Genomic DNA, 20,219 nt, shown 5'->3' on the forward strand with positions numbered 1-20,219 from the left:
AGCATTCCTGACAGTACTTCACCTCTGGAGGTTCCATGCGAGCTCAGCAGGTTCTCAGTGTCCTCGCGGTGATGGTGGCGGCGGGGGTGTCCCTGGCTCCGACTGCCTCGGCCGCGACACCGGTCAAGGTGCTTCAGCTCAACCTCTGCCACAGTGGCGCCGCCGGCTGCTTCACCGGCGACCGGGTGATGACCAAGGCGAAAGCGGTTGTCGCCTCCGTCAAGCCCCAGGTGCTCGCGCTGAACGAGATCTGCTCCGGCGACGTGGCCCCGCTGCGCGCGGCGATGGGCTCCGCGAAGTCCCTCTTCGTTCCGGCCCGCAACGACGGCAAGCCCGCCAAGTGCAAGAACGGCCAGGACTACGGCAACGCGATCCTGGTCGCCACGGCGCTCGCCGGGTCGTCGGCGGGGGTGAGCGGCGTCTACAAGAACCAGGACAGCCGCAAGGAGAAGCGCACCTGGGGCTGCCTCCCGGCGGGGAAGATCGGTGCCTGCACCACGCACCTGTCGGCCTGGGACGGGGCGGTCGCCCTCGCGCAGTGCAAGGAGCTGATGACCCGCGCGGAGGGCTACGCGAAGACGACGCCGACGCTCTTCTCCGGGGACATGAACCTCCGGTACAAGGGCGATCCGGACGCGCAGAGCTGCAACCGCACCGGCTTCTACCGCAAGGGCGACGGCGCCCTCCAACACGTGTTCGCCTCCACGAAGTTCACCTTCGTCAAGAGCAGCACGCTGAGCATGGAGGGCACCACGGACCACCCGGCCCTCGTGGTCGAGCTCTCCGTCCCCTGAGCGGCACGGCGGAGCCGCTGCTCGATCGTGGGAACTAGAGCGCGGCGGCGAGCAGCGAACGAATGTCCACTTCGGACACTGAAACCCGCTCCGCCACCAGAGCCGCCGCCTCGCCCAGTTTCCGTTTGTCGAAGCCGATTCCCACCAGCGAGGTCGGCGCGCCGACGTGCGTCGCCAGCTCGCGGAGTCCCTGTGCCGCCGTCGTCGCCCCCAGCGCGTCGGCGACCGGGATCAGGGCAGGGCCCTCCATGAGCTCGGCGACGTGCGGCAGCATCACGCTGTGCGTCGCGGCGTGCGGCAGGCCGTAGGCGCCACCCAGCACGTGGCAGATCTTGTGGTGCGGCCCTGATCCCGCGACGGCGAACACCGCACCCGCCAGATAGGCGCCGTAGAGCAGTTCCGTGCGCGCGGTGAGGTCCGAGCCGTCCGCGACCGCTGTCGGCAAACCCGTTGCCAGAGCACGAACACTGTCCACCGCCATCAGCGAGCTGACCGGGTTCGCACCCGCCGCGTAGACGCCTTCGACACTGTGCGCCATCGCGTTCATCGCACTCGTGGCGGTGATGTCGGGCGGCAGGTCCGTGGTCAGCGCCGGGTCGTAGACCACCAGTTCGGGGAGCACGTCGGTGCTGCGACCGGTGCGCTTGCTGGAGTTCTCGGTCATGCCCCACACCGGAGTCATCTCGGAGCCCGCGTAGGTGGTCGGCACGGCGACGATCGGCAGCCGCAGCTCCAGCGCGACCGCCTTCGCGGTGCCCACGGTGGAGCCGCCGCCGATGCTGAGCAGGCAGTCCGCGTCCAGCTCCTTGGCGTGCGTCCTGGCCTGCTCGGCGATCTCCACCGGAACGTGCTCGCGGACGTCGGTGAACTCGCCGACGACGCGGTTGCCCAGCGGCGCGGTGAGCTCGCGGGCGAGGGGGAGCCCGCGTTTGGTGGCCAGTACCAGCACGCGGCGCGCGGTGACCTCCTCGGCTAGCGCGGTTCTGCTGGCTCCCACTCCGAAGACGACACGACCTGGCAGGGACTCGTAACGGAACGCGCGCATGATCCCAGACTGCTTCCTGGCGACCCCGCTGTCCACCACTGGTTCAGCGCCGCTGTCATACGCTGCGAGTATGGAACTGCGGCACCTGCGCTACTTCGTCGTCGTCGCCGAGGAGCTGAACCTGACCAGGGCGGCGGAGCGGCTGCGGATGGCGCAACCACCGCTGAGCGTGCAGCTGCGCAAGCTGGAGACCGAGCTCGGCGTCCGGCTGCTGGACCGGTCCTCCCGCGGCGTCCGGCTCACCGAGGCGGGCAGGCTGCTGCACGAGGAGGCCCGGCGCATCCTCGGCGCGGTCGACCAGGCGGGCCAGCTCGTCCGCTCGGTCGGGACCGGCACGGTGGGGCGGCTGTCCCTGGGGTTCGTGCCCTCGGCCGCGCTGGAGGTGCTGCCGCCGCTGCTGCGCGAGTTCAAGGCAACGCACCCCGAGATCACCTTGTACCTCAACGAGATGCGCCCCGACGAGGTGGTGCGCGCCCTGCACGAGCAGCGCATCGACATCGGCCTGTGCTACCTGCCGCTGAGCTTCGCCGACCCGGCGCTGCGCACGCACTGCGTCGCCGAGGACCCCCTGGTGCTCGCGGTCCCGGCGGCCCACCGCCTCGCCGGGAGGTCCGCGGTGGACGTGGCGGAGCTGGTGGAGGAGCAGTTCGTGCTGCCGACCCGCCACCGCATGCCCGGCCTGCACGCGATCATCACGGAGTCCTGTGCCGCCAACGGCTTCACCCCGAACGTGGTGCAGCGCGAGGTGTGGCTGATGCAGACGATCGTCGGCCTGGTCGCGGGCGGCATCGGCGTCGCGGTCGTGCCCGCCTCCACCCAGCGCCTGCACCCGGCCGATGTCCGCTTCCTCCCGCTGACCGGGACCACGACCCCCGCCCGCATGGCCGCGGCCTGGCGCCCCGATCACCTCTCCCCGGTCCTCGAAGCCTTCCTCCACCTCCTCCCCACCCCCCGCTAGTACGGCCATTCGCGGGCTTATGGACCTCTTCGAAGGCTGAAAAGGGTCCATAAGCCCGCGAATGGCGGGTTTGGGGTTGGGGGTTAGTCCCAGGTGACGGGGAGGGCGCGGACGCCGTAGACGAGGGCGTCGTGCTTGAAGCGGATGTCTTCGAAGGGCACCGCCAGCCGCAGCGTCGGGATGCGGGTGTAGAGCCTGGAGAAGACCTCTTGGAGCTCCACCCGCGCGAGCTGCTGACCGAGGCACTGGTGCACCCCGTAACCGAAGGCCAGGTGCGCCTTGGCGTTGCGGGTCAGGTCGAGGGTGTCCGGGTCCGGGAAGACCGACTCCTCGCGGTTGCCCGCCGACAGCGCCGCCACCAGCCACTGGCCCGCGCGGATCGTCTCCTCGCCGATCTCGACGTCCTCGGTGGCGTAGCGGAAGAGTCCGAAGTGGACGATGGAGAGGTAGCGCAGCAGCTCCTCCACCGCGCCGGGCGCCAGCTCGGGGTCGGCCCGCAGCGCCGCGAGCTGGTCGGGGCTGCGCAGCAGGGCGAGCGTGCTCAGCGCGATCATGTTCGCGGTGGTCTCGTGCCCGGCGATCAGCAGGGTCACGCCGAGGGAGACCAGCTCCTCGACGGTGAGCGGCTCGCCGGTCTCCTGGGCGCGCCGGATCAGCCTGCTCAGCAGGTCGTCCTCGGGGTGCTCCATCTTGGCCAGCACGAGCTGCGCCATGAACTGCTGGACCTGCATCGCCGCCACGGCGGTGGCCCCCGGGTCACCGCCCACCCCGACCAGCAGGGTGGTCTGGTGCTGGAAGGAGTCGCGGTCGGCGTAGGGCACGCCGAGCAGCTCGCAGATCACCAGGGACGGGATGGGCAGCGCGAAGTCGCGGTAGAGGTCGACCGGCTCCGTGCTGGCCAGCATCGCGTCGATGTGCTCGTCCACCAGCCGCTGGATCTTCGGCCGCAGCGCCTGGATCCGCTTGACGGTGAACTCCGGGGTCAGCAGCCGGCGCAGCCTGCTGTGCGCCGGGCCGTCCATCCGCAGCAGCACGCCCGGCGCCACCGGCTCGTCGGGGTCGGCGTTCGGCACGACGTGGTTGGACGGCGCCCCGCGCGAGCTGAGCCGGGGGTCCACCAGCGCGGTGCGGATGTCCTCGTGCCGGGTGAGCACCCACGCGTCCAGGCCGATCGGGCAGGACAGCGGCGCGATCGGGGCCTGTTCCCGCAGCTCCCGGTACTCGGGAGCGGGGTCGAGCGGGCAGGCCGGATCGCGGTCGACGGGGAAGGCGCCCCTGGTGGCCACGCCGCCGTTGTCGGTCATCACCGGTTCCCTCCTGGGAGACGAAATGGCAGTGACTGCCATGCGACCAAGACTGCCACGGTGTCGGCGCCGTCCGCAACGAGCGTCGCCCACCTGCGCTGATAGCCTTGCGCACCAGGGGGTTGAGCCAAGGAGACGTCCGATGGGGCTTCGCGAGACCAAGATGGAGCGCACGCGGCAGCTCATCGCGGACAAGGCCTTCGAGCTGTTCACCGCGCAGGGGTTCGCCACGACCACGATGGAGCAGATCGCCGCGGCCGCCGAGGTCGGCCCGCGCACGCTCTACCGGTACTACGCGACGAAGGAGTCGCTGCTGCTGACCTTCGTGGAGCAGAAGCTCGACGCCGCGTTGGACGTGCTGCGCGCGCAGCCGGAGGACGTGCCGCTGCCGGAGGCGTTGTACAAGCTCGTCGACTACGTGCTGCGCACCGTCGCGGAATCCGGTGACCGCATTATCGCGGTCTACGAACTCGCCTGGAGAACTCCGTCCGCGCGGGCGCAGCTTTCCGACAAGACCTCGCACTGGCGCCGTGAACTGGCGACCGAGATCTCCCGCAGAATGGGAGGCCGGTCCGCCGAGCTCGCCGCGGCCCTGGCATCCGCCAACACGATGACCGTGATCGAGGTGTCCATCCACAACTGGGTCAGCAGCGGGGGCCGGGCGAACATGCGCCGCCTCACCCACCGTGCGCTCGACCTGTTGCGCGAGGGGGCGGTCCCGGTGCCGACGCCCCGGGCCAGGTCGGCCACCTGATCCACTGTCCACAGTGGTCAGGGCCCGGCCGGATGCCCGCCGGCCGGTGGTGACAGGGCGTCCCCCGGTCGGCCCAGCGGGTACCCGCAAGGCGGATTCCGGCGATCACCGCGGCTGCACCCGCATGCCCTAGCGCCGTGGTCGCTCTGCGTGAACTTCGGCCCCGCGCGGCCTGTCGCTGGGCGCGCGCGGCCATTCGAACGAGTGGTTGTGTGCGAGGGAACCGTATTGTGACGTGCGCTCTCGCATCACCGGCACGGGTGACTGTACGGCTTTGAAAGCCCGATGCTAACTTCGGTTCAGTCAGCAACTTGCACATTTAAGAAGTTCTTGTGACGCGGTATTGCAAAGGCGCTGCCGCGCGCTCTGGGCCTTTTATTCTTCGGCATTCTTGATTGTCCGGTTTATTTGTTGTGTCTCCGTTATCAGATTGGTGGTGTCGGTTGTGACCGAGTCGGTGCAGGCGGACCGGGACGTCGCCGGGGCGAGCCCGCAGCTCAGCCTCGGGACGGCCGCCGCGCGGAACCTCGCGACGACGACCAAGTCCGTCCCGCAGATGCAGGGCATCTCCTCGCGCTGGCTGCTCAAGGTGCTGCCCTGGGTCCGCGCCGCCGGTGGCGCCTACCGGGTCAACCGCAGGCTCAGCTACGAGGTCGGCGACGGCCGGGTCACCTTCACCAACACCGGGGCCGCCATCCGGGTCATCCCACCGGAGCTGTGCGAGCTGCCGCTGCTGCGCGGTTTCGACGACGAGGAGGTGCTCAACGCGCTCGCCGACCGGTTCGTGCAGCAGGAGTACCAGCCCGGCGACGTGATCGTGGAGTTCGGCAACCGCTCCGACCAGGCGTTCCTGATCGCGCACGGCAAGGTCACCAAGATCGGCACCGGCGCCTACGGCGACGAGACCGTGCTGGACACCCTGGCCGACGGCGACCACTTCGGTGACGAGACCCTGGCCCAGGACGGCGACATCTGGGAGTTCACCGTCAAGGCCACGACGGCCTGCACGGTGCTGATGCTGCCGCAGCGCGCCTTCGAGGAGCTGGTCGAGCAGTCGGAGGCGTTGCGGGCGCACGTGGCCGCGTTCCGCGACGGGCTCAGCCACTCGCGCAACGACCACGGCGAGGCCGCGATCGACGTCGCGGCTGGCCAGACCGGTGAGTACGACCTGCCGACCACGTTCGTCGACTACGAGCTGAAGCCGCGCGAGTACGAGCTCAGCGTCGCGCAGACGGTGCTGCGGGTGCACTCGCGGGTGGCCGATCTCTACAACGAGCCGATGAACCAGACCGAGCAGCAGTTGCGGCTGACCATCGAGGCCCTGCGCGAGCGGCAGGAGCACGAGCTGGTCAACAACCGCGACTTCGGTCTGTTGCACAACGCCGACCTCAAGCAGCGGTTGCAGACCCGCGGCGGTCCGCCCACCCCGGACGACATGGACGAGCTGCTGTCGTCGGTGTGGAAGGACCCGACGGTCTTCCTCGCCCACCCCAAGGCGATCGCGGCCTTCGGCCGGGAGTGCAACGAGCGCGGCCTCTACCCGCAGAGCGTGGACCTCAACGGCCACAAGGTGCCGTCCTGGCGCGGTGTCCCGATCCTGCCCTGCAACAAGATCCCGGTGACCGAGAGCCGCACCTCCTCGATCATGCTGCTGCGCACGGGCGAGGAGAACCAGGGCGTCATCGGCCTGCACCAGACCCAGATCCCCGACGAGTACGAGCCCGGCCTGTCCGTGCGGTTCATGGGCATCGACGAGAAGGCGATCATCTCCTACCTGGTGAGCACCTACTACTCGGCCGCCGTTCTCGTGCCGGACGCGCTCGGCGTCCTGGAGAACGTCGAGGTCGGCCGAGTCCACTAGGCGCTCGCCTGGGGAGGACACGACTCCGGTCGAGCGCGGACCTGCCGACCTGAGGGCGCGAACCGCGCCCGGACTGTCCGAGGACTTCCCGCGGCTGCCTCCTGAGGGCGCCGGGGAGTTCGTCGGCCGCGCTCTGTGGGAACTGGACGACATCCTCGCGAACGGCCGCACCTTCGCGAACCGGTGGCGTGGCGGGAGACGGCGACCCTGCTCCCGACCGGCTTCAGCCGCGCCACCGGGGCGACGCGGTGCCCGAAGACCCGCGACGGCCTCCTCTTCCCCGAGGAGGAGATCGTGCGCGGGGGCGACGCAGGCTCCACGGGGCACCCGCACCACTCGGACAACCTGACTTTCCCTGCTCTCCCAACACCTTCCACGATCTCTTCGGCGCGGACAGAAAACGGTGGTGTTTCTCAGTGACACAGACGGACATCGGCGGCACAGCGGCGGCTCGGCAGCTCAGCCTCGGGACCGCGGCAGCGCGGAACCTGGCGACGACGACCAAGTCGGTCCCGCAGATGCAGGGCATCTCGCCGCGATGGCTGCTGCGGATGCTGCCCTGGGTGGAAGCCCGTGGCGGCGCGTACCGGGTCAACCGCAGGCTCACCTACGCGGTCGGCGACGGGCGCCTGTCCTTCACCAACACCGGTGCCCAGGTGCGCGTGGTCCCGCCGGAGCTGTGCGAGCTGCCGCCGCTGCGCGGTTACGAGGACGAGCAGGTGCTCGCCACCCTCGCCGACCGGTTCCGGCAGCGGGAGTTCGCAGCGGGCGACACCCTGGTGCGCGCCGGTGCGGCCGCTGAGGAGATCTTCCTCGTGGCGCACGGAAAGGTGAACAAGGTCGCGGCGGGCAAGTACGGCGACCAGACCGTGCTGGGCACCCTCGCCGACGGCGACCATTTCGGTGACCAGGTCCTCGTCGGCGACCAGTCCCCGTGGCCGTACACCGTCACCGCCGCCACCGCGTGCACCGTGCTGACCCTGCCCGCGCGCGAGTTCGAGAACCTGGTGTCGCAGTCGGAGTCGTTGCGCCAGCAGGTGGACCGCTACGTCAACGCCCCGAAACACGCGCAGAACAAGCAGGGTGAGGCCGCGATCGACCTCGTGGCCGGTCAGCTCGGCGAGTACGAGCTGCCTGGCACGTTCGTCGACTACGAGCTGAATCCGCGCGAGTACGAGCTCAGCGTCGCGCAGACGGTGCTGCGGGTGCACTCGCGGGTGGCCGATCTCTACAACGAGCCGATGAACCAGACCGAACAGCAGCTGCGGCTCACCGTGGAGGCGCTCAAGGAGCTCCAGGAGCACGAGCTGGTCAACAACCGCGACTTCGGTCTGCTGCACAACGCCGACCTGAAGCAGCGGATCTCCACCCACAGCGGCCCACCGACCCCGGACGACCTCGACGAGCTGCTGGCCCGCAGGCGCAGGTCCCGGTTCTTCCTGGCCCACCCCAAGACGATCGCGGCCTTCGGCAGGGAGTGCACCAAGCGCGGCCTCTACCCGGAGGGCGTCGTGGTCGAGGGCAAGCAGGTGATGGCCTGGCGCGGGGTGCCGCTGCTGCCGTGCGACAAGATCCCGATCACCGACACGCACACGTCCTCGATCCTGGTGCTGCGCACCGGGGAGGACGACCAGGGCGTGGTCGGCCTGCGCCAGACCGGCCTGCCGGACGAGTACGAGCCCGGCCTGTCCGTGCGGTTCATGGGCGTCAACGAGAAGGCCGTCATCTCCTACCTGGTCAGCGCGTACTACTCGGCGGCGGTGCTGGTGCCGGACGCGCTCGGGGTGCTGGAGAACGTCGAGATCGGCCGCTGAGGGCGAGGGCGGGGAACGACATGGCCACGGTCGAGAGGATGACAACGGGCAGGCCCGCACGAGACGTGCTCGCCTGGAGCCGCAACGTGGTGGACCCCGCTCTGCGGGCGGTGGTCGAGGCGATGCCTTCGTCGATGGGACTGATCGCCGGGTACCACTTCGGGTGGTGGGACGAGCACGGCAGACCGACGAGCGCGGACGGCGGCAAGGCGCTGCGCCCGGCTCTGGTGCTGCTCTGCGCGGCGGCGGTCACCCAGGACGCCTACGGCGACGAGCTCGACTGCGTCCGGGACGCGGTCCCGGCCGCCGCCGCGGTGGAGCTGGTGCACAACTTCTCGTTGCTGCACGACGACGTGATGGACGGCGACCTGACCAGGAGGCACCGGCCGACCGCGGGCCGGGTGTTCGGCTCCAGCGCGGCGATCCTGGCAGGCGACGCGATGCTGAGCGCGGCGTTCGGCGTGCTCGCGGGCAGCGGGCACCCGGCGACGCAGCAGGCGCTCGGCGTGCTGAGCACGGCGGTGATCAACCTCGTTGACGGGCAGAACAAGGACCTGGCGTTCGAGAACCGTCACGACGTGGAGCTGCCGGAGTGCATCGGCATGGCCGAGCGCAAGACCGGCGCGCTGCTGGGCAGTTCCTGCGCGTTGGGCGCGATGTTCGGCGACGGGAGCCCGCGGCAGGTCGCGCTGCTGCGCGGGTTCGGCGACCACCTGGGGCTGGCCTTCCAGCTGGCCGACGACCTCCTCGGCATCTGGGGAGATCCGGCCAGGACCGGCAAGCCCGCGCACTCCGACCTGACCAACGGGAAGAAGTCGTTGCCGGTGGTGGCAGCACTGAACTCGGGTACCCCGGCGGCGGAGGAGCTGGCCGCGCTCTACCTCAGGGAGGAGCCGCTCTCCGAGGCCGAACGAGCCCGCGCGGCCGAGCTGGTCGAGCTGGCGGGTGGCAGGCAGTGGACCCGCGACCAGGCGGAGCAGCTGACCAACCGCGCGTTCGCCGAGCTCGCCGCGACAACACCCGCGGCGCGTCCCGCCGCGGAACTGCGATCGTTGGGCACACTGGTGGTCACCCGCGACCACTGAGCACTGACGCGCAGCGTTCACCGGGCAGTTCCCCGCCGTCTCCCGGCGGGGAACTGCCCCGTTTCCGTGCACCGGCCAAGAGGAGTTCGTGTGTCCCACCGCGGCAGGATCGGTGTCGTCCTGGCCAGAACCGGTCGGTTGACGCTGCTCGGTGACCCGGTGGAGTACGTGGTGGGCCGCTTTCGCGAGCTCCTTCCCTCGGTGGACCTCGTCACGGCGGACAGCCAGTCCACTGTGGAGGGAGCGCGCGCCGCGACCACGGCCCTGATCGAGCGCGAGCGGGTGCAGCTGGTCGTCTGCCTCGGCGGCACGAGCGTCCTGCCCACCGTCGCCGAGACCTGTGAGCTCCTCCGCACCCCGTGCGTCTCGACGGCGTTGCCGTGGCAGGTCTATCGCTACGGCCGCGACCGCACCTTCGACTGGACCTACCACTTCTGCTGGGGTCTCGACGACATCGCGCGCACCTTCGCCGACCTGTGGCGGCACGCCGGCGAGTCCGTCGGTCTGCTGTGGAACGACGGCCCCCAGGGCAGGGCGCTGCGGGACCCGCGGTTCGGCTTCCTCCCGGTGCGGACGCACACCCTGGTCGATCCGGGTGCCTACCGCGAGTCCGAGTCCGACTTCGCGCACCAGGTGGAGGCGCTGCGACTGGCCGATGTGGACGTCGTCAGCAGCGCGGCGACCACGGGGGACCTCGTGCGCTTCTGCGAGCGGGCGGAGCGGGAGGGCTTGCGCCCCAACCTGATCACCTGCTCCCGCTGGCTGGCCTACCCCTTCGGCATGGACCACCCGGCGTTGAACGGGGTCGCCACGGTCGTGGCCTGGACCCCTCGGCACCGCTACGTGTCCAGTGTGGACGGTGTGACCGCGGCCAGGCTGGGGGAGGACTACCAGCGCGACACCGGCAGGCAGTGGCTGCCGCTGCTGGGGTTGGCGCACGCGCTGCTGGAGGTCGCGGTGCACGCGCTGCGCGCCGCTCGGTCGCCGGAGCGGGCCGCCGTCGCCGAGGCGCTCGCGAAGACCACAGTGGACACGATCGCGGGAAGGCTTGACTGGACGAGCGGTCCGGTGCCCGCCGTGGCGAGGGTTCCGTTGGCAGGCGGGCAGTGGCGGATGCGCGAGCGCCCCGAGCTGCGCGTCGTCGCCAACGACCAGGTCCCCGCCGCGGTGTGCGACGGGGACCTGGTGGTCGGCGTCAGGAGCTGAGCGTGATGGTGAACTTGTAGGACACCGGCGCGAGCGGGTCGAGCAGCGCGCCGCCCTGCTTGGCGGTCTTCGCCTCGCCCCGCGCGTCCTTGTACTCGCCGGTCCCGCCGATGACCGCCATGGTGGAGTCCTTGAAGCTGCTGGTGGTCCCCACCGTGTAGGTGCGCAGGCTCGACAGGTGGATCTCGCCCTTGGCCAGGCGGAACGCGCTCGTGCAGTGCGAGGTGAGCTCCGGCAGCGCGATCTTGGCGACCAGGCAGGTTGAGTAGCCCTCGCCGATCTTGGCGCCCGCCTCGTCGAAGAGGTCGCCGCCGCCGAGGAAGGCCAGGCCGACGGTGGGCACCGCGGGCAGGCTCAGCACGCCGCGCTTGGCGGTCACCGTGATCGTCTCGCCCGCGGGCGCGGCCGGGGCCGCGCTCGCGGTCACCACCGGCAGCAGCGCGACGGCCGCGCCGAGGGTGAGCAGTCTCGTCCAGGACATGTGCCTTCTCCTCAAAGGGTTTCTCTCACGGCAGGGGCAGGGGCTGCCCCATCTGCTGCAGCGCGACGCGGAACGCGTCGGGGGTGACGGCGGCGGCTCCGCTGAAGGGGTGGTCCATGAGATGGGTGAACAACAGCGACGCGGAGACGAGCATCGCCAGCACCCCGACCATCAACGCGTGCGGCAGGAAGCGTTCGGTGCCGAAGAACAGCGCGAACCCGATCAGCAGCGTGCCGCCCACGATCAGGCCGACCCAGAAGAACTGCGGAATGGACGGGACGGCCTCGTTGAGCCGGTCCCTGCGCGCGCTGCCGATGGTGTTGACGCGCTCGATCATGGCGCTGTAGAGCGCCTCCTGCCTGGGCTCCTCGACGTCGACCTGGACGATCGCCCTGCGCATCCGCTTGGCGACCTCCTCGACCTTGGGGCTGCCCTTGCCCTCGGCCAGCAGCGGCCACTCGTCGACGATCACGGCCCGCGCGTAGGAGACCGCGATCTCCTGGAAGGCCGCCTTGTCCTTGTCGGAGAAGGCGGTGGAGGCGTGGTAGAGCCCGGGAAGGGCGTTGGCCTCGACGTAGGTGTTGGCCCGCGCCGCGCCGAGGTCCTCCCACACGGCGACGACGACGAAAGCGACCAGGATGGCGTAGAAGGCCCCGCACGCGGCGAAGAAATGGCCGGAGACCTCGTTGTACTTCTCCCGGGAACGGAATGGCACGAGCTTGGTGACGACGTACGCGGCGATGATGCTGATGATCACCGTTCCACCGACAACCAATGCGCTCTGCAGCAGCAAGACAGGGTCCTTCGTCGGCTCTACAGGAACAGCTCGAAGGTAGTTCCCCCGCCTCCGGAACAACCATTACACGAACAGGCGTTCACCAACGGAGGTCGGCGGTGTCAGGCACTTGTGCGCATCGTTCGTCCTCGCGGCGGTTGCCCGTGCGTTCGGCCGGCCGATGAAGATCGCGTAGCGTCAGCGCATGGCCACTTTGGTGTCGTTTCACGCCCACCCCGACGATGAGTGCATCGGCTGCGGTGGTGTCATGCGCAAGGCCCACGAGGAGGGCCACCGGGTCGTCCTGGTGGTGGCGACCAGAGGGGAGCACGGCGAGGTGCCCGACGGTTTCCTCGACGAGGGCGAGCAGCTGTGGCAGCGCCGGGTCGTCGAGACCCACGCCTCCGCGAAGATCCTCGGCGCCGACCGCGTGGAGTTCCTGGGCTACACCGACTCCGGGATGATCGGCGAGCCCACCAACGACCTGCCCGGCTCCTTCTGGACCGCCGACGTCGAGCGGGCCGCGCAGCAGCTCGCGGCGATCCTCACCGAGGAGAACGCCGACGTCCTCACGATCTACGACGACAACGGCGGCTACGGCCACCCGGACCACATCCAGGTCCACCGGGTCGGCAAACGCGCCGCCGAGCTCGCGGGCACCCCGCGCGTCTACCAGAACACGATGAACGCCGACCACATGCGCCGCGGCATGGCCGCCCTCGCCTCGCAGGCCGAGGGCGTCGAACTGCCCGACGTGGAGGCCGAGGGCCAGTTCGGCAAGCCGGAGTCGGAGATCACCGCCGCCGTCGACGTGACGAGGTACCTGGCGGCCAAGCGCGAGGCGATGCGCGCCCACGCCAGCCAGATCAGCGAGCAGTCGTTCTTCCTGGCGATGCCGGAGGAGGGCTTCGCCTACGCCTTCGGCACCGAGTGGTTCATCCGCGAGGGCCAGGGACCGGGCATCACCGAGACCGACCTGATGGCGGGGCTCTGATCCCCTGGCCCCCCCAAAGGACTGGTTTTCGGCCATTCGCGGGCTTATGGACGTGTTCGCGGGCTGAGACGGGTCCATTAGCCCGCGAATGGCCATGGGGTGCTCTACACGTCGCGGAAGATCTCGATCCGCGCGCCGAGCTGGTTGAGCCGGTCGGCGAGCTGCTCGTACCCCCGGTTGATGACGTAGACGTTGCGCAGCACCGAGGTCCCCTTCGCGGCCAGCATCGCCAGCAGCACCACCACGGCGGGCCGCAGCGCGGGCGGGCAGATCACCTCCGCGCCGGACCAGCGGGTCGGGCCCTCCACGTAGACCCGGTGCGCGTCGAGCAGGGTGACCCGGCCACCCAGCTTGGTCAGCTCGGTCAGGTACAGCGCGCGGTTCTCGTAGACCCAGTCGTGGATCAGCGTCGTGCCGTGCGCCGTGGCGGCGATCAGGGCGAAGAACGGCAGGTTGTCGATGTTCAGCCCGGGGAACGGCATCGGGTGGATCTTGTCGTGCGGCGCGCGCAGCGTGCTGGGCCGCACGACGAGGTCCACCAGCCGGGTCCGCCCGTTGGCCGCCGGGTACTCCTCGCCGCGGTCGTAGTCCAGGCCCATCTCCTCCAGCAGCGCGAGCTCGATCTCCATGAACTCGATCGGCACCCGGCACACGGTGATCTCCGAGCCGGTCACGATCGCGGCGGTCAGCAGGCTCATCGCCTCGATCGGGTCCTCCGACGGCGCGTAGTCCACGTCGCGGTGGATCTTCGGCACCCCGTGCACGGTCAGCGTGGTCGTACCGATCCCGTCGATGCGCACCCCGAGCTCGGTGAGGAAGAAACACAGGTCCTGCACCATGTAGTTGGGGCTGGCGTTGCGGATCACGGTCACGCCGTCGTGCCGTGCCGCGGCCATCAGCGCGTTCTCGGTGACGGTGTCCCCGCGCTCGGTCAGCACGATCGCCCTGCCCGGCCGCCTGGTCCGGTCGACCCGCACGTGGTAGCTCCCCGCGGCGGCCTTGACCTCAAGACCGAAGGGGCGCAAGGCGGTCATGTGCGGCTCGACCGTCCTGGTGCCCAGCGCGCAGCCGCCCGCGTACGGCAGCTCGAACTCCTCCTCGTGGTGCATCAGCGGACCGAGGAACATGATGATGCTGCGGGTCCGGCGCGCGGCGGCCACGTCCATGCCCGCCAGGTCCAGCCGCGCGGGCGGGACGATCTCCAGGTCGTTGTCCTCGTTGAGCCACCGCGCGCGGACCCCGACGCTGGCAAGGACTTCGAGGATCCGGTTGACCTCCTCGATCCGGGCGACCTTGCGCAGCGTGGTCCGGCCGGAGTTCAGCAGCGCGGCGCACAGCAGCGCGACACCGGCGTTCTTGCTCGTCTTCACCGTGATGCTGCCGGAGAGCGCGCAGCCGCCCGTGACCCGCAGGTGCATCGGCCCGGACCGGCCGAGCGTGACGATCTCGGAGTCCAGTGCGGCGCCGATCCGGGTCAGCATCTCCAGGCTCAGGTTCTGGTTGCCCTGCTCGATCCGGTTCACCGCGCTCTGGCTGGTGCTCAGCGCGTCGGCGAGCTGCGCCTGCGTCCAGCCGCGGTGCTTGCGGGAGTCGCGGACGAGGCGGCCGATCTGGCGCAGGTAGGCGGAGAGCTGCTCGGAGCTGTCAGGCATGCCCGAGACCGTATCTCATATCTGGCATACCCGACGCGCGCCCTCCTGGCGAAAGCGGAACCAGGGGCGGCAAGCTCACATTTCGGATGCTCGCAGTGATGTACTTGACGGAAAATGGGTCAACAGCGCCTCATAATGAGTAGATCCTGATACGTTACGGGTATGGAGGACCTCGAATCCGGTGTGCGGGGCCGAACCCGCCGGGCGATCCTGGCCGCCGCCGCGGCGGCCCTGGCCAAGGACCGCTCCGCCACGCTCACCGACATCGCGGAGGCCGCCGACGTCGGCCGGAGCACCGTGCAGCGCTACTTCGCCGAGCGCGAGGAGCTGGTCACGGCGGTGACGCTGGACTCGCTGCGGGTGCTGGGCGTGGCGACCGAGGAGGCGGACCTGGGCCGGGGCGAGCCGGGCGAGGCCATGCGCAGGCTGGTCACCGCGATGCTCAGCGTCGCCGAGCGCGTCCTGTACCTCTACGGCGACGCCGAGATCCTGGAGAGCTTCGGAGGCGTCGACGTGGAGGACGAGGGCAGCGCCGCGGTCCGCTCCCTCATCGCCCGGGGCCAGGCAGACGGGACCTTCGACGCGAGCGCGGACCCGGCGTGGATCGAGACCGTGCTGTGGTCCCTGGTCTACGGCGCCTGCGACGCGATCAGCCGTGGTCGGATGCCCCGGCACGGCGCGGCGGCGACGGTCATCCGCACGTTGGAGAACGGCATCGCGGGGGGCGGGAAAGCGTGAGGGTCCTGGTGACCGGTGCGACCGGGAACGTCGGCCGGATCGTGGTCGAACAGCTTGTCCGGCAAGGGGTTCCGGTGCGGGCGCTGACCCGCGACCCCGCATCGGCGACCTTCCCCGAGGAGGTGGAGGTCGCTCGCGGCGACCTCACCGACCCCGCCGCGCTGCCGCTGGAGGGCATCGACCGGATGTACCTCTTCCCCCTCCCCGGCACCGCCGGCGGCGTAGTCGCCCGCGCGGTGGATGCGGGGGTCCGGCGGATCGTCACGCTGTCCTCGGGCGCGGTGACCTTCGGTCACGACACCGACTACCACCTGCCCGTCGAACAGGCCGTTGAGGCGTCCGGCCTGGAGTGGACCCACGTGCGGCCGGGCGAGTTCGCGCTGAACAAGCTGTGGCTGTGGGGCCCGTCGATCCGCGCGGAGAGCGTGGTCCGCGACCCGAACCCGGACGTCGCGTGGTTCCCGACGCACGAGCGCGACATCGCCGACGTCGCGGTCGCGGCCCTGACCGAGGACGGTCACGCCGGTCAGGCGTACACGGTCAACGGGCCCCAACAGATCAGCTACCGCGACCAGGTCCGGGCCATCGCGGGCGCGATCGGTCGCGAGGTCCGCTTCGAGGTGGTCAGCCGCGAGCACGCCCGCGAGCTGTACCTCGCCCAGGGCGGCTTCGCCGCCGCGAACGCGGACTTCCTCCTGGGCTACGAGTCCTACTCCGGGGAGGAGCAGGACGGTCCCGACACCGAATGGGCCGACCAGGAGTGGCCGATGCCCACTGCCGAGTAGGTCACCGGCCGCCCCGCCCGCACCTTCGCCGAGTGGGCGCGCGACCACGCGGACGACTTCCGCTAACCCCGCCAGGACTGGAAAGCCGTCAGTCCGAACGAGGACCCCGGCTGCGGCGTTCCCACGACGCGCAACGCGGTCGTCGTCACCGTGGGGAAGGTGATCCTCGTGAGGTCGTTGCCCGCGGTCGGAGTCCGGCTCTGTGCGGGAACATCCACCCAGGAACCGTCGGAAACCCGGTGCTGCAAGCGATATGAGGCGGGCACGCGAACTCCACCCCCGTCGTCGTAGAAGAACAGCCGCACGTCCGAGGTCGCGGTCGGCTTGCCGAAGTCGATCGCGAGCCAGTCGGTCGGGTTGGGGGATCGGTAGCTCGTCCAGCGGGTGTTCGGCACGTCGAGGAAGAAGTTCTGGCCGTCGTTGGCCTGCGCGGGATGATCACCGTTGCCGACGTTGGAGTACGACGCGCTCGCCGTCGGGAAGCCCTCGCCGCGTACATTGGCCGCGTCATCGACCAAGCGTGGCAACGGTTTCACCTCGCCGCGCGGCACCGGGACGCGCAGCGGCTTGAGGTCGTTCTGCCGGGCGACCTCGCGGCCGTCCAGGTAGACGCGCAGGCCCTTGCCCCTGCCGTAGTGCCTGCCGTCCTTGTCCCACACCACACTCAGGTTCCGGCCGTGGTAGGAGAGGTTCTCGACCGCGAAGTGCGACCAGCTCTCCGGGGCCAACGGGCTGATCCGGACGCTGTCGTCCTGCTGCGGGCGCACGCCGAGCAGGCCGGACAACACCAGGTCCGCGTAGGTCGAGTGGTTGTAGTCCTCGCTGTGGTTCTTGCTGTCGTAGAGCCAACGCGGCTCGTCGGGGTGGTGGGCCTCTGCGACGTAGGGCTTGCCGTCCTTGGTCTGGGTGAGCGCGTACCCGCGCAGCAGCGCCAGGTAGTCCGACTTGTCCACATAGGACTGAGCGGGGTAGTCGAGGAGCAGGTTGGCCAGCGCGGTCAGCGTCTGGCTGGTGGAGTACGGCCAGCTCGGGCCGCTCCACCGGCAGCAGCCCCGCTCCGCGTCCTTCATGAACCAGGGACTGCGACGCTCCACAGTGGTCGGACCGTACGGCGCTTCGAAGCCCTGCGGGTCACGCAGCTGCGCCCACGCCTGCGCGTTGCCGGGCGCAGCGATGTGGAACATCCACGGCACGAAGCCGATCTGCTCGCGGTCGGCGATCTTCACGCGGTCCGGGTTGTCGTCGCGCATCACGTGCTTGTAGAACTTCTTGTCCTTGTCCCACAACCACTTCTCCTGGGCCTTGGCCAGCGATCCCGCCCGGTCCCGGAACGACTGCTCCGTCCCGCGGTCGCCCACCCGGCGAGCCAGGTCGGCGATCGCGACGGCGTCGGCGATCTGGTAGCTGTTCATGGTCGGCCGGAACCCGTCACCGCCGTGGTACGGGTCGGGGCTCTGGTAGGAGCTCGCGGTGTACTCCATCGCGTCCCACACCGGCGTCTGCCAGTACAGGCCCAGTCCGGGGTCGTACTGCGGGGACCACCGCTCCCAGTGCCGCTTCAGCTCGGGCAGCAGGTTCGTCGCGAAGCCCATGTCGCCGGTTACCTCGGCCCGCCGCAGGGTCGCGTCGGCCAGCCACGAGGAGTACTGGTGCGCCCAGTCGGTGGTGTTCTTGTTGAGGAGCTCCGTCGCGGGCTTCGGCCCGGACCCCGCGCCGCGCGTCCAGTAGCGCAAGTAGTCGTCCAGGTAGCGGGTGTCCCGCAACCACCTGCCCTCGTAGACGTGGTGCCCGGCCGCTGCCACGATCCCGCCGTCGGGGGCGGAGTAGCCGACGGGGCCGAGGAACTCGCTGGTGATCCAGCCTTCACGGGTGTACTTCTGCGCCTCGTAGAAGGCGCGCCAGCGGTAGTAGTAGACGGACTCGATCTGCTCGTCCGGCAGGTCCACGAACGGGATGTTGGCCTTGAACCAGCCCTTCTCGGGATGCTCGCCCAGCAGCGCGTCGTGGTCCAGCAACCGCGTCCCGGCCCCGGGGGAGGGGTAGACCTCCGGGGCGGGGGCGGCGGTGACGACGGTGACCGCGGCGACCACCGCGGCCAGCAGAGCGCGGGCAGGCATCTCGGTGACCTCCTGGCTCGGCGGCGGCGCGGGACAGGGGAGCGAGGTCCCATTAACCGGTCACGCCGGGCCAGGAGTCAATATTTGGGCGAAAAGTGTCCGGAAATGACCACGTGAGCGAGCGGAAGCGATCAGGTCTCCGCGACGTGCACGTGGATGCCCAGATCGCGCAGCGCGGCGACCTCCTCCGCATCCGCCGCCGCGTCGGTGACCAGGTGCCCGATGCCCTCCGGCGGCACCGTCTGCACCATCGTGTCCACGCCGAGCTTGGTGTGGTCGGCGAGCACGACGACCTCCGCCGCGGTCGCCGCCATCGCCCGGTCCATCGCAGCCACCGACACGTTGGGCGTGGACAGGCCCCACGCGGCGGTCAGCCCGTTGCCGGAGAGGAAGGCGCGCTGCATCCGCAGGCCGGAGATCGACTCCTCGGCGACCGTCCCGACGAGCGCGAAGATCGAGCCGCGCAGCGTGCCGCCCGGCATCAGCACCTCGATGCCGCGCGAGCGCGCGAACGCCTGCGCGACCAGCAGCGAGTTGGTCAGCACGGTCAGGTCCGTCAGCCGGGCCAGCCGCCGCGCCAGCGCCTGCGTCGTGGTGCCCGCGCCGAGCACGATCGCATCGCCCGGGGAGACCAGCTCGGCCGCGGCGTTGGCGATCGCGGCCTTCTCCGCGCTCGCCACCTGCGTCTTCTCCGTGTAGCTGGGCTCGTAGGAGGGCGCCTCGTTGGCCACCGCTCCGCCGTGCCGCCGGGCGAGCAGGCCCTCCGCCTCCAGTCTGCGCAGGTCCCGCCGCACGGTCACCTCGCTGGCCTGGACGATCCTGGCGAGCTCGCGCAGCGACACCATCCCGTTGGCGCGGACCAGCTCCAGCACGGCCTGACGCCGTTCGGCAGCGAACATGGGACCGACATTAAACGATCAGAAACGGTCAGGCGGCCTCGAACGATCTCTTCGAGAGACCGATCAGGTAACCGTCGATCGTGGTCCGGACCGGCGCGTCGGCCCGCTCGCCCGCGCCCAGGGTGACGAACAGCGGCACGTAGTGCTCGACGGTGGGGTGGGCGTAGGGCAGCCCGGGCGCCTTGGCCCGGAAGTCGGCGAGGGTGTCCACGTCGCCCCTGGCCAGCGCGTCGGCCGCCCAGGCGTCGAAGTCGGCCGACCAGTCCGGCACCGCGTTCCCGGTGACCATCTCGCGGGTCAGGAACGGCAGGCCGTGGGTCATGAAGCCGGACCCGATCACCAGGGTGCCCTCCTCGCGCAGCGACCGCAGCCGGGAGCCGAGCGCCAGCAGCCTCTCCGGGTCATGGGTGGGCATGCTCAGCTGGAGCACCGGGATGTCGCCCAGCGGGTACATGACCTTCAACGGCACCCATGCGCCGTGGTCGAGGCCGCGCCGGGCGTGCCGGTGCACGGGCTCGCTGTCGGGCATCGCGGCGGTCACCCGGCGGGAGAGCTCGCTGGCGTCCGGCGTCGCGTAGGTCATCTCGAAGTACCGCCGGTGGAACCCGCTGAAGTCGTAGACCAGCGGCGTGTTCGCCTCGGCCGAGCTCAGGCTCAGCGGCGCCGCCTCCCAGTGCGCGCTGACGATCAGGATGCTCTTCGGCTTGGGCAGGCTCCGCGCCCACGCGAAGAGCTGGTCGATCCAGAGCGCGTCGTCGAACAGCGGCGGCGCGCCGTGGCTGAGGTAGATCGACGGCAGCGGGCCGTCCTCCGGCGTCCACTCCCGCTGGGCGCGCGCCAGCGGCAGCGCGCCGGGCAGGAACCGGTCGAACGCGCCCGCGGGTACCTCGGTCATGACGGGACCTCCCATGTAGTTCAAAGTTCAACCACAACGGTAGGCCGAAACAGTTGAGAGTT

General features: G+C 70.2%; 18 protein-coding genes. 10 read left to right on the plus strand and 8 right to left on the minus strand.

All coding sequences use genetic code 11. The features are described from left to right. Window positions 1-35 precede the first annotated feature (35 nt). Window positions 36-794 carry an endonuclease/exonuclease/phosphatase family protein gene (locus ACFFQA_RS06610; RefSeq protein ID WP_377850743.1) on the plus strand — a complete coding sequence of 253 codons (759 nt, stop codon included), beginning with the start codon at window positions 36-38 and terminating at the stop codon, window positions 792-794. Window positions 795-828: 34 nt separating this feature from the next. On the opposite strand, the gene ACFFQA_RS06615 is transcribed toward ACFFQA_RS06610, so the two are convergent. Beyond that, complete coding sequence (locus tag ACFFQA_RS06615; RefSeq protein WP_377850744.1) at window positions 829-1,839, minus strand: maleylacetate reductase; 1,011 nt, start codon at window positions 1,837-1,839, stop codon at window positions 829-831. 70 nt (window positions 1,840-1,909) lie between these two features. Between ACFFQA_RS06615 and ACFFQA_RS06620 the strand changes: the two genes are divergently transcribed. Then, window positions 1,910-2,797, plus strand: a complete 888-nt coding sequence (locus ACFFQA_RS06620) for a LysR family transcriptional regulator (RefSeq protein ID WP_377850745.1) — start codon at window positions 1,910-1,912, stop codon at window positions 2,795-2,797. 83 nt (window positions 2,798-2,880) lie between these two features. On the opposite strand, the gene ACFFQA_RS06625 is transcribed toward ACFFQA_RS06620, so the two are convergent. Beyond that, entirely contained in the window at window positions 2,881-4,101 is a 1,221-nt protein-coding gene (locus ACFFQA_RS06625) for a cytochrome P450 (RefSeq protein WP_377850746.1), read from the minus strand. A gap of 142 nt (window positions 4,102-4,243) precedes the next feature. Here ACFFQA_RS06625 and ACFFQA_RS06630 point away from each other — a divergent pair, with 142 nt between their 5' ends. The 5 genes from ACFFQA_RS06630 to ACFFQA_RS06650 all read left to right on the plus strand — a co-directional run bounded on the left by ACFFQA_RS06630 (window position 4,244) and on the right by ACFFQA_RS06650 (window position 10,821). Continuing rightward, window positions 4,244-4,855: a TetR/AcrR family transcriptional regulator gene (locus ACFFQA_RS06630; RefSeq protein ID WP_377850747.1), complete on the plus strand. Its 612-nt coding sequence runs from the start codon at window positions 4,244-4,246 to the stop codon at window positions 4,853-4,855. A 445-nt stretch (window positions 4,856-5,300) separates the two neighbouring features. Continuing rightward, the gene (locus ACFFQA_RS06635) at window positions 5,301-6,716 is read left to right on the plus strand and encodes a family 2B encapsulin nanocompartment shell protein (RefSeq protein ID WP_377850748.1); all 1,416 of its coding nucleotides are present in this window, start codon (window positions 5,301-5,303) and stop codon (window positions 6,714-6,716) included. Between the two features lie 416 nt (window positions 6,717-7,132). Then, on the plus strand, window positions 7,133-8,530 hold the full coding sequence (locus ACFFQA_RS06640) for a family 2B encapsulin nanocompartment shell protein (protein WP_377850749.1): 1,398 nt from the start codon (window positions 7,133-7,135) through the stop codon (window positions 8,528-8,530). Between the two features lie 20 nt (window positions 8,531-8,550). Further along, window positions 8,551-9,615, plus strand: a complete 1,065-nt coding sequence (locus ACFFQA_RS06645) for a family 2 encapsulin nanocompartment cargo protein polyprenyl transferase (protein ID WP_377850750.1) — start codon at window positions 8,551-8,553, stop codon at window positions 9,613-9,615. A 90-nt stretch (window positions 9,616-9,705) separates the two neighbouring features. Further along, on the plus strand, window positions 9,706-10,821 hold the full coding sequence (locus ACFFQA_RS06650) for an ABC transporter substrate-binding protein (protein ID WP_377850751.1): 1,116 nt from the start codon (window positions 9,706-9,708) through the stop codon (window positions 10,819-10,821). On the opposite strand, the gene ACFFQA_RS06655 is transcribed toward ACFFQA_RS06650, so the two are convergent. Both ACFFQA_RS06655 and ACFFQA_RS06660 read right to left on the minus strand, forming a co-directional pair. Then, entirely contained in the window at window positions 10,811-11,302 is a 492-nt protein-coding gene (locus ACFFQA_RS06655; protein WP_377850752.1) for an allene oxide cyclase barrel-like domain-containing protein, read from the minus strand. The two genes, ACFFQA_RS06650 and ACFFQA_RS06655, sit on opposite strands and share 11 nt — an antisense overlap. Before the next feature lie 25 nt (window positions 11,303-11,327). Further along, window positions 11,328-12,095 (minus strand): bestrophin-like domain, encoded by a 768-nt coding sequence (locus tag ACFFQA_RS06660; RefSeq protein ID WP_377850753.1) that lies wholly within the window; start codon window positions 12,093-12,095, stop codon window positions 11,328-11,330. Between the two features lie 187 nt (window positions 12,096-12,282). Here ACFFQA_RS06660 and ACFFQA_RS06665 point away from each other — a divergent pair, with 187 nt between their 5' ends. Next, window positions 12,283-13,071: a PIG-L family deacetylase gene (locus tag ACFFQA_RS06665; RefSeq protein ID WP_377850754.1), complete on the plus strand. Its 789-nt coding sequence runs from the start codon at window positions 12,283-12,285 to the stop codon at window positions 13,069-13,071. A 104-nt stretch (window positions 13,072-13,175) separates the two neighbouring features. On the opposite strand, the gene ACFFQA_RS06670 is transcribed toward ACFFQA_RS06665, so the two are convergent. Next, a complete protein-coding gene (locus ACFFQA_RS06670) occupies window positions 13,176-14,723 on the minus strand; it encodes a helix-turn-helix domain-containing protein (RefSeq protein WP_377850755.1) in 1,548 nt (515 codons plus the stop codon). A 162-nt stretch (window positions 14,724-14,885) separates the two neighbouring features. Here ACFFQA_RS06670 and ACFFQA_RS06675 point away from each other — a divergent pair, with 162 nt between their 5' ends. Together ACFFQA_RS06675 and ACFFQA_RS06680 are read left to right on the plus strand one after the other, a co-directional pair. Further along, complete coding sequence (locus ACFFQA_RS06675; protein ID WP_377850756.1) at window positions 14,886-15,461, plus strand: TetR/AcrR family transcriptional regulator; 576 nt, start codon at window positions 14,886-14,888, stop codon at window positions 15,459-15,461. After that, the gene (locus tag ACFFQA_RS06680) at window positions 15,458-16,246 is read left to right on the plus strand and encodes an SDR family oxidoreductase (protein WP_377850757.1); all 789 of its coding nucleotides are present in this window, start codon (window positions 15,458-15,460) and stop codon (window positions 16,244-16,246) included. The genes ACFFQA_RS06675 and ACFFQA_RS06680 overlap by 4 nt, the downstream gene beginning before the upstream one ends. 62 nt (window positions 16,247-16,308) lie before the next feature. Here the strand turns inward: ACFFQA_RS06680 and ACFFQA_RS06685 are convergent, their stop codons facing one another. The 3 genes from ACFFQA_RS06685 to ACFFQA_RS06695 form a co-directional block, all read right to left on the minus strand. Beyond that, window positions 16,309-18,363 carry an MGH1-like glycoside hydrolase domain-containing protein gene (locus ACFFQA_RS06685; protein WP_377850758.1) on the minus strand — a complete coding sequence of 685 codons (2,055 nt, stop codon included), beginning with the start codon at window positions 18,361-18,363 and terminating at the stop codon, window positions 16,309-16,311. Between the two features lie 131 nt (window positions 18,364-18,494). Continuing rightward, on the minus strand, window positions 18,495-19,262 hold the full coding sequence (locus ACFFQA_RS06690; RefSeq protein WP_377850759.1) for a DeoR/GlpR family DNA-binding transcription regulator: 768 nt from the start codon (window positions 19,260-19,262) through the stop codon (window positions 18,495-18,497). Between the two features lie 28 nt (window positions 19,263-19,290). Next, window positions 19,291-20,157, minus strand: a complete 867-nt coding sequence (locus ACFFQA_RS06695; protein WP_377850760.1) for a dioxygenase family protein — start codon at window positions 20,155-20,157, stop codon at window positions 19,291-19,293. Window positions 20,158-20,219: the final 62 nt, after the last annotated feature.

Origin of the sequence: Allokutzneria oryzae, from assembly GCF_042429765.1 — a bacterium.
GTDB lineage: Bacteria > Actinomycetota > Actinomycetes > Mycobacteriales > Pseudonocardiaceae > Allokutzneria > Allokutzneria oryzae.

Coding starts and splice junctions, on each gene's coding strand:
- ACFFQA_RS06645 (WP_377850750.1), top strand. CDS start 8,551: ATGGCCACGGTCGAGAGGATGACAACGGGCAGGCCCGCACGAGACGTG.
- ACFFQA_RS06630 (WP_377850747.1), top strand. CDS start 4,244: ATGGGGCTTCGCGAGACCAAGATGGAGCGCACGCGGCAGCTCATCGCG.
- ACFFQA_RS06695 (WP_377850760.1), bottom strand. CDS start 20,157: ATGACCGAGGTACCCGCGGGCGCGTTCGACCGGTTCCTGCCCGGCGCG.
- ACFFQA_RS06625 (WP_377850746.1), bottom strand. CDS start 4,101: ATGACCGACAACGGCGGCGTGGCCACCAGGGGCGCCTTCCCCGTCGAC.
- ACFFQA_RS06655 (WP_377850752.1), bottom strand. CDS start 11,302: ATGTCCTGGACGAGACTGCTCACCCTCGGCGCGGCCGTCGCGCTGCTG.
- ACFFQA_RS06675 (WP_377850756.1), top strand. CDS start 14,886: ATGGAGGACCTCGAATCCGGTGTGCGGGGCCGAACCCGCCGGGCGATC.
- ACFFQA_RS06665 (WP_377850754.1), top strand. CDS start 12,283: ATGGCCACTTTGGTGTCGTTTCACGCCCACCCCGACGATGAGTGCATC.
- ACFFQA_RS06670 (WP_377850755.1), bottom strand. CDS start 14,723: ATGCCTGACAGCTCCGAGCAGCTCTCCGCCTACCTGCGCCAGATCGGC.
- ACFFQA_RS06615 (WP_377850744.1), bottom strand. CDS start 1,839: ATGCGCGCGTTCCGTTACGAGTCCCTGCCAGGTCGTGTCGTCTTCGGA.
- ACFFQA_RS06690 (WP_377850759.1), bottom strand. CDS start 19,262: ATGTTCGCTGCCGAACGGCGTCAGGCCGTGCTGGAGCTGGTCCGCGCC.
- ACFFQA_RS06610 (WP_377850743.1), top strand. CDS start 36: ATGCGAGCTCAGCAGGTTCTCAGTGTCCTCGCGGTGATGGTGGCGGCG.
- ACFFQA_RS06685 (WP_377850758.1), bottom strand. CDS start 18,363: ATGCCTGCCCGCGCTCTGCTGGCCGCGGTGGTCGCCGCGGTCACCGTC.
- ACFFQA_RS06620 (WP_377850745.1), top strand. CDS start 1,910: ATGGAACTGCGGCACCTGCGCTACTTCGTCGTCGTCGCCGAGGAGCTG.